Below are 13,245 nucleotides of genomic sequence, written 5' to 3'. Positions count from 1 at the left end.
CTTTTCCTTCAGCAGGAGGGCGGCGTTTTTGGTTTTACATCATCACGAAGTCGTTTCTGCTGGGCAGGTATCTCTCGTAGGAGCGAGCTCTGCTCGCGAACCCGCCTCCTTCGCGAGCAGAGCTCGCTCCTACGGGGCCTTCAGCTTGGTAGCCCGGATGAAATCGGGGGAAAAGTCCAACCGCTGCCCCCGGATTCATCCGGGCTACGAGATGGCAGACTGCTCCGAAGGCCGGTCACGCCCCCTCCTCATACGTGCTGCCGCCAATGCCTAAGTGAACAGCATTACGGCCTTGCGCCGTTTTTTTGTGCGCGAGGCAGGCGGGGTTGAGCACCGCCCGCCCTCCTGGGATGGCGAGTCCTAGAGCACCATGGCAGCCACCCAGCCGAAGGCCAGCAGCGGCAGGTTGTAATGCAGAAAGGTGGGCACCACGGTGTCCCAGATATGGTTGTGTTGACCGTCAACGTTCAGGCCCGAAGTTGGCCCCAGGGTCGAGTCAGAGGCTGGCGAACCTGCATCGCCCAGGGCGCCGGCGGTGCCAACAATACTGACGATGGCCAGCGGGCTGAAACCCAGCTGAAGACATAGCGGTACGAAGATCGCGGCGATGATCGGTACTGTGGAAAAGGAGGAGCCTATACCCATGGTCACCAGCAGGCCCACCAGCAACATCAGCAGCGCTCCAATCGCCTTGCTGTGACCGATCCACCCTGCAGAAGCTTCCACTAGTGTGCGGACCTGTCCGGTCTCGCGCATCACCTCGGCAAAGCCGGCTGCGGCGATCATGATGAAGCCAATCATGGCCATCATCTTCATGCCCTCGGTGAACAGGTCATCAGCCTCCCTCCAGCGCACCACGCCAGACACCGAGAAGATCACGAAGCCGAGTAGCGCGCCGATGATCATCGAGTCCAGCCACAACTGCACGACGAACGCAGCCAGGATCGCCACACCGGCTACTGCTAGACTCAACGCGTTGTAGCTGACGCGCACTTGTTCGGCCTGGGCGATCTTCTCCAGGTCATAAACGCGCTTCTTGCGGTAGCTGACGAACACCGCAATCAGCAGGCCGACGACCATCCCGGCAGCCGGTATCAACATGGCCTCGGTGACATTCACACCGGTAACGTCTGCGCCACTTTTCGTCACATTGCCCAGCAGGATCTCGTTGAGGAAGATGTTGCCGAAACCCACCGGCAGGAACATATAAGGCGTGATCAGGCCGAAGGTGATCACGCAGGCGATCAGCCTGCGATCGATCTGCAGCCGGGTAAGCACATAGAGCAACGGCGGGACCAGCAGCGGGATGAAGGCAATGTGGATCGGCAGGATGTTCTGCGACGACACCGCCACGCACAGCAACAGCGCAACCAACACCCATTTCAGGGCGCCACTGCCATTGACCTCCTGCCGTCCGACCAGCGCCAAAGCCTTATCGGCAAGCGCATGCGCCAGACCGGAGCGGGCGATGGCGACTGCAAAAGCCCCCAGCAACGCGTAGGAAAGCGCTACGGTAGCGCCGCCACCAAGTCCTTTGTTGAAGGCTGCCAGTGAACCCTCGATACCGAGCCCTCCCACCACCCCCCCCGTCAATGCGCCGACGATCAGCGCCACCACCACATGCACTCGGCACAAGCTGAGAATCAGCATGATCCCCACCGCCGCAACTACCGCGTTCATTCCGCCTCCTGAGGCTGTACGCCACGCCAGCCGTGGCCTTGCTGCAAAAAAAAGGGGCGTACTCTGCCGAAAGAGACAGGGCCTGTCAAAATCCGTGCGGAATATTGAGCGGACTGTGCATAATTCTTGCCTGCAAATTGCGCCTCCGTGCTTTCCGTGCGCAGCCTGTTGTCGGAAACGCCCCTGATCGGGTCAAGAAACCCGGGGGCTCGCCGATAGCGGGCTAGAAGTCCGACGAACAATAAGGAACCCTCATGCCGTTCAGTCGCCTGTCCATCCAGTGGAAGATCACTCTGCTTGCCGGTCTTTGCCTGCTCGCTATCGTGACGCTGCTCGTCGGTGTCTCGATATTCCAGTCCAAGCGCAGTGCCGATCTGGTCAACGCTGCCAGCAGCCAGATGCTCGACAACAGCGCCCGTCTCCGCTTGCAGGCCCGCGCCGAGCTGCAGGCCATGCGCGTCCAGCGCTACTTCATGGACAACTATCAATACGGCAAGGGGTTCTCAAGGCAGGTGCTGTTCCTGAAGGAGCAGGCAGAAAAGCGCTTTCTCGACGCCTTCGACCTGCGCGAAGACCTTAGCCGTCAGGTTCGCACCAGCCTGGAAGCCAACCCGGATATCCTTGGCCTTTATCTGGTGTTCGAACCCAACGCCCTCGACGGTAAGGACGAACTCTTCGTCGACCAAGCCGAGCTGGGCAGTAACGACAAGGGCCGCTTCGCCCTGTACTGGGCCCAACCCAGCCCCGGCAAGCTGGAATCGGAGGCGATCACCGAAGAGATGCTGGCCGACGCCAGCATCGGCGCCAGCGGATCCCCCTACAACACCTGGTACACCTGCCCGCTCAAGACCGGCGACGCCTGCGTGCTCGACCCCTATTTCGACAACGTCAGCGGCCAACAGACGCTAATGACCAGTATTGCCTTCCCGCTCCACTTGAACGGCAAGGTGGTCGGCGTCATGGGACTGGATATCAGCCTCACCAGCCTGCAACAGCTCAGCCTTGCCGGTAACAAGGAGCTGTTCGATGGCAGCGGTCATGTCAGCATCATCAGCCCAGCGGGCCTGCTCGCCGGTCACAGCCGCGATGCCAGCCTGCTCAGCGCCAAGCTGGACAAAGCCTTTGGCCAGCACGCCAGCGAACTGGGCACGCACCTCTCCGCGGGCAAGAGTGCCGAACTCCATGACGCCGGCATGCTGCGCGTGATGCACCCCTTCAAACCCATCCCCACAGCCGTGCCCTGGAGCGTCCTGCTCGAAGTACCGGAGCAAGTGCTGCTCGCGCCTGCCCTGGAGTTGAAGAGCCAACTCAACCAGCAGAACCACGCTGGAAACCTGGTCAGCCTGCTGCTTGGCCTGGTGGCTGCCATCGCTGGCCTGCTGCTGATCGGGCTGACCGCGCGCGGCGTGACCCGGCCTATCCTCAAGGTCGCTGCCATGTTGAAAGACATCGCCACCGGCGAAGGCGACCTGACCCGCCGCCTCGACTATGTCCGCCAGGACGAATTGGGCGAACTGGCTGGCTGGTTCAACCGCTTCCTCGACAAGCTGCAACCGGTGATCGCCGATGTGAAACGCACGGTGCAGGACGCCCGCGGTACCGCCGACCAATCCGCCGCCATTGCCAGTCAGACCAGCTCCGGGATGCAGCAGCAATACCGCGAAGTGGACCAGGTGGCCACCGCGTCCAACGAGATGAGTGCCACCGCCCAGGACGTTGCCCGCAGCGCCGCCCAGGCCGCGGAAGCCGCCCGAGGTGCCGACCACGCCACCCGCGAGGGCCTCGGCGTGATCGGCAGGACCACCAGCGCCATCGAGCAACTGGCCAGCGAAATGAGCGCGGCGATGGACGAGGTGCAGAATCTGGCGACCAGCAGCGAGCAGATCGGCTCGGTGCTGGAAGTGATCCGAGCCATCGCCGAGCAGACCAACCTGCTAGCGCTCAACGCCGCCATCGAAGCCGCCCGCGCTGGCGAGGCCGGACGCGGCTTCGCGGTGGTGGCGGACGAAGTGCGCAACCTGGCCAAGCGCACCCAGGACTCAGTGGAGGAGATCCGCTTGGTAATCGAAGGCCTGCAGCACGGCACCCGCGAAGTCGTGGGTTCGATGCACAGCAGCCACCGCCAGGCCCAGGGCAGCGTCGAGCAGGTGGAACAGGCGGTGGCCGCGCTGCAACGCATCGGCGAGGCGGTGACCGTGATCACCGACATGAACCTGCAGATCGCCAGCGCCGCCGAAGAGCAGAGTGCCGTGGCCGAGGAGATCAATCGCAACGTAGCGGCGATCCGCGACGTCACCGAATCGCTCTCCGGCCAGGCCGAGGAATCGGCACAGGTGAGCCAGGCGCTGAACCGCCTGGCCAACCACCAGCAGGGGCTGATGGATCAGTTCCGGGTGTAATCCCGGCGGGAGCGAAATCATTCGTGACGCCTGGAAAGCCGAGCCAATGATCAGCTCCCTCACCCCCGCCCCCTCTCCCAAAAAGAGAGGGGGCGGGGGTGAGGGAAGGTCGGCGCCGTGGGATCAACATACTTGCCCCACCGCCCCGCCCCAGCTAGCCTGCCCACCGTCTTAGCAAGGAAACTCCAAGATGCTGAATATTGTCCTGGTCGCTGGCTCCAGCCGCGACAACAGCCAGTCGGGCAAGGTTGCCCGTTTCACCCGCGAACGTCTGCTCGATCTCGACCTGGCTAGTCCCAGCTCCTGCACTGTCATCGACCTTGGCCAGGGACCACTGCCCTTGTGGCCGACCGACGACACGGGCCCCTGGGCCGAGTACAAGCAGCTGCTGCAAGCGGCTGATGCCGTCGTCATCATCGCCCCCGAATGGAACGGCATGGCCTGCCCGGCCATCAAGAATTTCTTCATCTATGCGAGCAAGGCCGAGTTGGGTCACAAACCGGGCCTGCTGGTGGGTGTTTCCTCCGGAATCGGCGGCAGCTACCCGATTGCCGAACTGCGGGCCTCCAGCTACAAGAACTGCCGCCTCTGCTACCTGCCGGAGCACCTGATCGTTCGCGGCGTAGAGAAAGTACTGAACGGTGCCGACGCGATCAGCGAAGACGACCAACGCATCCGCGCCCGCCTGGACTACGGACTGGACATTCTGGCCCGCTACGCCGTCGCGCTCAAACCTGTGCGTGAGGCGATCGACATGAGCATCCCCGCGTTCACCAACGGGATGTGAGCCTCTGGGGGCGAGGTGTGCCGCCTCCCCCCTTACAACAACTGATGCTTGTGCAACAGTCGATAGAAGGTCGGACGCGACACCCCCAACGCCCGTGCCGCATGGCTGAGGTTGTTGCTGTAATGCGCCAGGGCATCACACAGGGCCTGGTACTCTGCTCGCCGCTTGTAGTCTTCCAAGGTGCTGAGGTGGACGCCATCTCCGGCCGAGTGCTGCAGACCGAGGTCCTCCGGCTCGATGGTGCCGCTCCCTGCCAGCGCATAGCCACGCCGCACCCGGCTGGCCAGTTCGCGCACATTGCCCGGCCAACGGTGGCGCGCCATCGCCGCCAGGGCTTCTTCACTGAAATGACTGGCTCGACGCCCCGCCTCGACGCTATAGAGCTCCGCAAAATAGGTCGCAAGCAGGGCAATGTCCCCCTGCCGTTTGCGCAGCGGGGTCACCAGCAGCCGACTGGCCTCCAGCCATTGTCGCAGTCCCGGGTCGAAGGTCCCCCGCTGCTCACAACTCATCAGATCCTCGCTGGTCGAGGCCAGTAACCGTATATCCAAAGGCAGCATGCCACCATCGGCGTGATACAGCACTTTGTTGCGCAGGCACTCCAGGAGGCGCTTCTGCAGCACTAGCGGCAGCTCATGGATGGCTTCGAGAAAGAGCGTGCCCCCATTGGCAGACTCGAGCTTGCCTTGATACCCGAACAGCACAGCGCAGGTTTCAGGCTCAGCAAACACACCGCAGTTGAAGCCAATGAAGGGGCCGGCGACCCGTCGTGACATCCGATGCAGGGTGCGCGCCACCAACTCCTTGCCGGTGCCGCTCTCGCCTACGATCAGCACAGGCTTGTCAACCGGGCCAAGACGTCCGAGTTGTTTGCGCAGTTCGCGGAGCGGCCGGCTCTGCCCCAGCAGTTCGTGCTCATTCCCCTGATGGCTATCTATCCCGCGCAGACGAGCAATCCCGAAGGCCCGACCGAGCAGGTTGCGCAAACGGGGCAGGTCTGTGGGCAGCGGTAGCGTGTCGAAGAACCACTCGCTGACGAACTCATCCAGGCCTGGCACCGCCAGGCAATCCGGGGCGACCAGGGCAATCCATTCTGTACCGCTCTGGCTGATCAGCTGCTTGATGGCTTCTGGATGCAACAGATGTTGTGCGCGCAGCCGCAAGAGACCGAGGTCGTAGGTTGCAGCCGGGGCCTGATCAAGGGTCTGACTGGTAACCAGCCAGCCGACATCCTGCAAGCGCGGCACCATCGCCCTGCATTGATCACAAGGGTCCACCAGGAGAATGCGGTGCGGTACGGATGCCAGATCTTCCAAGGTGTTCGATCCTTGACGTCAATAAGTTGCTTCTCCAATAAAAACAACAGTTTGAAGCCGGTTTCTGTAACGCTAGCAAGAACTTCTGCGCGCTATGGAACGTTTCTCTATAAGACCAATCTCGCTTCGAACTTTGCCCCGGAGACGCTATATACCGCCCGGTCCCGCCTCAAAATTGCCTACCTCGGCGCCCGGCGCATTCGCAGCTCAGCGCCGGTTACCATCACGGCAGTACGGGCCATGGGGTAATAGCAACTTGCCAATATCCGACACGATTGGCATAACGTAGGCCAAATTTCAGAGCAACAAGGAAGTACTCCATGCGTGTCCTACGCCGTGGACTGACACTGTTGGTGCTGGCGTTTCTTGCTGGCCTGGGCGTCGTCCTCTATTACGTCGCCAATCCAAACCTACCCAACTTCCAGGCGCCGAAGAAATTGCACTACCTGGGCCAGTGGAGCGAGAGCGAACGCCAAGCCTTTTACTACACCCCGCAGGGCACCCAGGTTAAAGGTCTGCGTTACGACTGGTTCACCGCCCTCGAGCTGCCGTTCTCCCGCGACAAGTTCGCCCGGCCGGAATACCTCGCCCGATTCGGCTTCCTCATCGACCCACAGCAGAAGGCCTCCGCGCAAAATCCTGGCAACCTACCCGTAGGCCTTACCCGGCACCAGAACACGGAAACCGGGGAGCAGTTTCTCGATATCACGTGCTCAGCGTGTCATACCGGCGAGCTTCGCTATAACGGCCAGGCCGTGCGAATCGACGGCGGCGCCGCCCTGCACTCCCTCGCCTCCACCGTGCCGACGCTACGCGGAGGCAGCTTCGGCCAGGCCCTGGGCATGAGCATGGCCTTCACCTACTACAACCCGTTGAAGTTCAATCGATTCGCCGAGCAGGTGCTGGGCGAGCAGTACCCCAAGGGCAAGAAGCAACTGCGCAGCGACTTCAAGCGCGTACTCGACCGCCTGCTTGGAACCGCGTGGAACGACACCCACCGGGGCCTCTACCCGACCGAAGAGGGCTTCGGCCGCACCGACGCCTTCGGCCGCATCGCCAACAGTGTCTATGGCGACGCCATCAGCCCCGACAACTATCGCGTCGCCAATGCCCCGGTCAGTTACCCGCACCTGTGGGATATCTGGAAATTCGACTGGGTCCAATGGAACGGCTCAGCCATGCAGCCCATGGCCCGCAACATCGGCGAAGCCTTGGGCGTTGGCGCGACCCTGCGCCTGTTCCAAACCAATGGCGGCCCGGTACCCGAGGCCGAACGCTATGCGTCCAGCGTCCGTGTGCGTGACCTCCACACCTTGGAGGAAACCCTCAAGCGACTGGCCCCACCCACCTGGCCGGAGTCGGTATTCGGCAAGGTGGACCTGTCCCTGGCCAGCAAAGGACGCGCACTCTTCACAGAGAATTGCGCCTACTGCCACGCCGTCAACGCCGTACCGCCGGAACGGCGCCTTGCGCCCGGTCGCGACCCCGAGTGGCACCTGCGGATCGTACCCACCGACATCGTGGGCACTGACCCCACCGCAGCCGATAACATTGCCGACCACCGCTACGACATCAGCAAGCTCGGTTGGACCCACGAACAGCTGGCCAGGCTGGACGTCAAACTGATTGGCTCAAGCCCGGACCAGGTGGATTTCAGCAATATTTCCAGCGCCAAGGGTCTGGCCTACATCACCGCATTCGTCGAAAACCAGGCTTACAAGCAGGCCGGCATCAGCGGTGAGGAACGTGCCCGTCTGGACGGTTTCGACCTCCCCATCGGCGTACAGGAGAAGCGCGGGTACAAAGCCCGTCCCCTGGATGGCATCTGGGCTACACCGCCCTTCCTGCATAACGGCTCCGTACCCACACTGTTCCAGGTGCTGTCACCGGCCTCAGAGCGAGCCAAGCAGTTCCATGTCGGCAGCTTCGAGTACGACCCCAAATTCGTCGGCTTCAGAACCGATGCCTTTCCCGGTAGCTTCCTGCTCGATACCTCCATTGTCGGTAACGGAAACCAGGGTCATGAGTTCCGCGACGGCTGCCGCAAGGGCGGCGTGATTGGACGCTTTCTGCCGCCGGACGAACGCCTCGCCCTGATCGAGTACCTCAAGGTGCTGGGCAACCCAACATTGGAAAGCCAGTTGAGCCACGTCGCACCCAAGCCCTGGAACCCCGGCCCGAGCTGCGAAGGCTGACGCTCCCATAACAAGGAAAACCACATGTTCAAACGTTTCTGGCTTTGGCTCGGTGGCGCGCTCGGCAAACTGCTCCTGCTCATCCTGGCGGTTGGGCTGCTTGGCTGGAGCATGGGCGAAGCCTATTACGGATGGAAGTTCTCCGGTCCGGTGGCGACCGAAGAGGAAATTCCTGCTGCCGAGGCGCGTTACACCCAGGCCATCATCGAAGATGCCGTCCGTATCGTCGAACAGCACCGCGATAACACGCGCGTGCTGCGTGATGCTCACGCCAAGGCCCATGGCTGCGTGAAGGCGGAAGTGACGGTCCTGCCAGACATTAACAACGACCTGCGCGCAGGCGTTTTCAGCGAGCCAGGCAAGACCTGGCAAGCCTGGATGCGCCTGTCCAACGGCAACGCCTACCCGCAGTTCGACCGTGTCCGTGACGCTAGGGGCATGGCCGTCAAGCTGCTCGACGTGCCCGGCGAGAAGCTGATGCGCAGCCCCGCGCACCTAGGCGAACAGGACTTCGTGATGTTCAACCACCCGGTGTTCTTCGTTCGCGATGTGGCCGAATACCGGCAGAACTTCGCCGCCCAGGCCAACGGCGACAAGGTCGGCGCCTTTTTCCCGAGCCTGGACCCGCGCACCTGGGAGGTCCGCCACTTGTTCATCGCCCTGAAAACCCTGGCACCGGCGCCGGACAGCCCGGTGAATACCACCTACAGCTCCATCTCCCCGTACAAACTGGGCGAGGCCAACATCAAGTACCGTGTCATACCGGACCCGCAGAGCTGCCCGCCCTACGAGCGCCCTGAACAGAACACGGCCCTGCCCAACTTTCTACGCAGCGCGCTTTACCAGCAGCTCTCGCTGGACCGCGTACCGGCCTGCTTCGCCCTCCAGGTACAGAAGCAGAACCCCGCCCACTACATGCCCCTCGAAGACACCAGCGTCGAATGGGACGAGGACATTTCCCCCTTCGTGACAGTTGCCAGCATCAAGGTTCCCGCCCAGGACTTCGACAGTCGCGAGCAGAACCTCTTCTGCGACAACCTTTCGTTCAACCCTTGGCACGGTTTGCCCGAGCATCGCCCCATTGGTGGCATCAATCGCTTGCGCAAGGCGGTGTACGAGGCAGTGAGTGCTTATCGGCATCAGCGTAACGAAGCGGGCACCGCCCTCTCCTCCAGCCCCTCTCCCTGAAGCGGAGAGGGGTGACGCAAGAGTGATGGTTCTGAGCGGCAGCTGCTGGTTCCGCGTCGATCCGAGCCCGCAAGCAATCTCCGCCAAAGCATTTCTCCTCTTCAGGTAAAGGGCCGCCCATCCATCAGCCAACGCAAGCCCCCCCTGCCACCGGTGCTAGCCTTTCCTCTTGCGTACGGGCAACACGCAAGCCCCTACGCGGCCCCGGGCCAAGCCCGTCCCAATGCGGAACCCGCCCGAGGCCACTCAGGCTGTCCGCATCACCTTCGACCCGAAGCCTGTTTCGGACAGCGAACGTCCACAGGTCCCGGAGTCATCACCATGGCTCAGTATCGAAGTGCCTTGCCGCAGATGGAGAATGAACTGTTTCTCACCGACGGCGGCATCGAAACCACCCTGGTCTTCCATGAAGGCATCGCCCTCCCCGACTTCGCTGCATTCGTCCTGCTCAATTACCCTGATGGCCAAGCCGCCCTGCGCAAGTACTACCGCGCGTACTGCGACATCGCCAGCCACTATGGCACCGGCCTGATCCTCGAGAGCGCCACCTGGCGGGCCAATCCGGACTGGGCCAACCATCTCGGCTTCACCCCCCAGGGCTTGGCCGAGATAAACCGCCAGGCGATCGTGCTGCTGGAAGAGCTGCGCGCCGAGGTCGAGAGTGGGCGCACCCCCGTGGTCATCAGCGGCTGCATCGGCCCCCGTGGCGATGGCTACGTCCCTGACAAGGCCATGGATGCACACCAGGCCGAGCGCTACCACAGCGAGCAAGTCGGTATCTTCGCCGACACCGCTGCCGACATGGTGACCGCGATCACTATGAACTACGTGGACGAGGCGCTGGGCATTGCACTGGCGGCCCGTGAGGCCGGAATGCCGGTGGCGATTTCCTTTACCGTGGAAACCGATGGCAACCTGCCGACCGGTCAGCGCCTATGCGATGCGATCGAGCAGGTCGATGCCGAAACAGTCGGCTACCCCGCCTACTTCATGATCAACTGTGCTCACCCGAGCCACTTTGCCCATGTGCTCGAAGCCGGCGCCCCATGGGTCAGCCGGATACATGGCCTGCGCGCCAATGCCTCGCGCAAGAGCCACGCCGAGCTGAACGAAGCCACCACGCTGGACAGCGGCGACCCCGAGGAGCTGGCCTCCCTGTATGCACAGCTGCGCCAGTGCTTGCCGAACCTCAATGTCATGGGCGGCTGCTGCGGGACCGACCACCGGCACATCGAACAGATCGCCAAGGTGTGCAAGCCATTGTTCAGGGCAGTCTTGTAGCTCCGAATGGGGGCGAATTCATTCGCCAAGCAGGCCTCATCGGCCTGGCCTTCAAGCTTGAGGGGCTGCTGCGCAGTCCTTGGCGAATGAATTTGCCCCTACAGCGAACGAGCCGCCCTCGCATAAATCCGACCAAAGCCCTCAACTATGCTGTAGGTAAACAGCGCCCAGGTGGAGGTCCCCCCATGATCCGCCGGTTGATCCGCAGGCTCCTGCTGCTGGCCTCGCTGCTGCCGTGCATCCTGCTGGCTGACGGTAGCGTGACCGTGCTGACGGTGGACGGTGCAATAGGTCCGGCAACGGCTGACTACCTCACCCGAGGCATCGAACGCGCGGAGGAGGACAAAGCACAGCTGGTGGTGGTGCAGATCGATACCCCCGGAGGCCTCGACACATCGATGCGCAGCATCATCAAGGCGATCCTGGCCAGCCCGGTGCCAGTGGCCAGCTTCGTTGCCCCCAGTGGCGCCAGGGCGGCGAGTGCCGGCACCTACATCCTCTACGCCAGTCATATCGCTGCCATGGCACCCGGCACCAACCTCGGCGCCGCCACCCCGGTGCAGATTGGCGGCATGCCCGGCCAGCCGGAGCCAGACAAACCGCGCAAGCAGGACGAGGCGGGCAAGGAGGACAAGGGCGAGCAGGCTGCGCCTGCGGGCAATGAGGAGACGCTGACGCGCAAGCAGGTGAATGATGCCGCCGCCTACATCCGTGGCCTGGCGCAAATGCGCGGGCGCAACGCCGAATGGGCCGAGCGTGCCGTGCGCGAATCGGTAAGCCTGTCATCCAGCGATGCTATGAAGCAGAAAGTGGTGGACTACCTGGCCAACGACGTCAACGATCTGTTGCGTCAGCTGGACGGCAAGACCGTGGTGGTTGCAGGACAGCAGCTCAAGCTGACCACTGCCGGTGCACCACTGATCCAGCGCGAGCCGGACTGGCGCGCGCAGTTGCTGGCAGTCATCACCAACCCGAGTGTGGCATTGATCCTGATGATGATCGGTGTCTACGGCCTGATCTTCGAGTTCTCCAACCCCGGCTCCGGGGTCGGCGGCGTGATCGGTGGCATCTGCCTGATCCTCGCGCTCTACGCCCTGCAACTGCTACCAGTGAACTTCGCCGGCATCGCCCTGATCCTGCTGGGCATTCTGTTCATGGCCGCGGAGGCCTTCATGCCCAGCTTCGGCGTGATCGGTTTTGGTGGCATTGCCGCCTTCGTCGTCGGTGCCGTGATCCTGATCGACACCGAGGTGCCCGGCTTCGGCATCCCCTTGCCCGTGATCGTCACCATCGCACTGGCCAGCGCGGTGCTCATCTTCGCCATCATCGGCATGGCGCTGAAGTCCAGGCGCCAGGCTGTAGTCAGCGGCGACGCGGGGCTCGTCGGCAGTGCGGCCATCCTGCTCGACCTCGAGACAAGCGACCCACACGGCGGTTGGGTGCAGCTGCAAGGTGAGCGCTGGCAGGTGCGCAGCTCGGCGCCACTACGAGCCGGGCAACGGGTACGGGTCGTCGCCCGCAAGGGCTTGCTGCTGGACGTAGAGGCGGACGACAGTTCGTCCAAAGGAGCGTAAACATGGGTTTTCCTATCAGTTTCGCCATTGTCCTGTTCCTGATCATCGTGCTGGCGGCGTCGGCGATCCGTGTCCTGCGCGAATACGAGCGCGGCGTGGTGTTCCAGCTCGGCCGCTTCTGGAGGGTCAAGGGCCCGGGCCTGGTGCTGATCATCCCGGCGATCCAACAGATGGTCCGGGTGGATTTGCGCACCGTGGTAATGGACGTGCCGCCGCAGGATGTGATCTCCCGCGACAACGTCTCGGTGAAGGTCAACGCGGTGGTCTACTTCCGCGTCATAGACCCGCAACGGGCAATCATCCAGGTGGAGAACTTCCTCATGGCTACCAGCCAGCTGTCCCAGACCACCCTGCGCTCGGTGCTGGGCAAGCATGAGCTGGACGAGATGCTGGCCGAACGCGAACGCCTCAATGCCGACATCCAGCAGGCACTCGATGCCCAGACCGATGCCTGGGGCATCAAGGTCTCCAACGTGGAGATCAAGCACGTCGACCTCAACGAGACCATGGTCCGCGCCATCGCCCGCCAAGCCGAGGCCGAGCGCGAGCGGCGGGCCAAGGTGATCCATGCCGAAGGTGAGCTGCAGGCCTCCGAGAAGCTGATGCAGGCTGCGGAAATGCTCGGCCGCCAGCCCGGCGCCATGCAATTGCGCTACATGCAGACCCTGAACGCGATCGCCAACGACAAGACCAACACCATCGTCTTCCCACTGCCGGTGGACCTGCTTGGTGGGATGAGTGAGGGATCAGGACGAGGCGAAAAAGGCTGAGATGAATGGCTCAGGCCACTACTTTCCCCTAGGTTTTCAGGGATTTCCCCTGAAA

General features: G+C 62.7%; 9 protein-coding genes. 7 read left to right on the top strand and 2 right to left on the bottom strand.

The genetic code is table 11. The annotated features are described in order from the left end of the window. Positions 1–360: 360 nt before the first annotated feature. Positions 361–1,680 (bottom strand): Na+/H+ antiporter family protein, encoded by a 1,320-nt coding sequence (locus J7302_RS02375; protein ID WP_215369753.1) that lies wholly within the window; start codon positions 1,678–1,680, stop codon positions 361–363. A 254-nt stretch (positions 1,681–1,934) separates the two neighbouring features. On the opposite strand from J7302_RS02375, the gene J7302_RS02370 reads away from it, so the two are divergent. Next, complete coding sequence (locus J7302_RS02370; protein ID WP_215369751.1) at positions 1,935–4,079, top strand: methyl-accepting chemotaxis protein; 2,145 nt, start codon at positions 1,935–1,937, stop codon at positions 4,077–4,079. Between the two features lie 190 nt (positions 4,080–4,269). Beyond that, positions 4,270–4,866: an NADPH-dependent FMN reductase gene (locus J7302_RS02365; protein ID WP_215369749.1), complete on the top strand. Its 597-nt coding sequence runs from the start codon at positions 4,270–4,272 to the stop codon at positions 4,864–4,866. Positions 4,867–4,898: 32 nt separating this feature from the next. Here J7302_RS02365 and J7302_RS02360 read toward each other — a convergent pair whose 3' ends face one another. Beyond that, entirely contained in the window at positions 4,899–6,182 is a 1,284-nt protein-coding gene (locus tag J7302_RS02360; protein ID WP_251701817.1) for a sigma-54-dependent transcriptional regulator, read from the bottom strand. A 320-nt stretch (positions 6,183–6,502) separates the two neighbouring features. On the opposite strand from J7302_RS02360, the gene J7302_RS02355 reads away from it, so the two are divergent. The 5 genes from J7302_RS02355 to J7302_RS02335 all read left to right on the top strand — a co-directional run bounded on the left by J7302_RS02355 (position 6,503) and on the right by J7302_RS02335 (position 13,190). Then, a complete protein-coding gene (locus tag J7302_RS02355) occupies positions 6,503–8,377 on the top strand; it encodes a di-heme-cytochrome C peroxidase (RefSeq protein WP_215369747.1) in 1,875 nt (624 codons plus the stop codon). A 24-nt stretch (positions 8,378–8,401) separates the two neighbouring features. Continuing rightward, positions 8,402–9,565, top strand: a complete 1,164-nt coding sequence (locus tag J7302_RS02350) for a catalase family protein (protein WP_215369745.1) — start codon at positions 8,402–8,404, stop codon at positions 9,563–9,565. A gap of 321 nt (positions 9,566–9,886) precedes the next feature. Beyond that, positions 9,887–10,846, top strand: coding sequence for a homocysteine S-methyltransferase family protein (locus J7302_RS02345; protein ID WP_215369743.1), 960 nt, complete (start codon positions 9,887–9,889; stop codon positions 10,844–10,846). Between the two features lie 185 nt (positions 10,847–11,031). Further along, entirely contained in the window at positions 11,032–12,420 is a 1,389-nt protein-coding gene (locus tag J7302_RS02340) for an NfeD family protein (RefSeq protein WP_215369741.1), read from the top strand. Between the two features lie 2 nt (positions 12,421–12,422). Then, positions 12,423–13,190, top strand: coding sequence for a slipin family protein (locus J7302_RS02335; protein ID WP_215369739.1), 768 nt, complete (start codon positions 12,423–12,425; stop codon positions 13,188–13,190). The last annotated feature ends 55 nt before the right edge of the window (positions 13,191–13,245 follow it).

The sequence above is a fragment of the Metapseudomonas boanensis genome (assembly GCF_018704125.1).
GTDB lineage: Bacteria > Pseudomonadota > Gammaproteobacteria > Pseudomonadales > Pseudomonadaceae > Metapseudomonas > Metapseudomonas boanensis.
The sequence above is the reverse complement of the archived record's forward strand: the minus strand, read 5'-3'. Positions and strand labels throughout refer to the sequence as shown.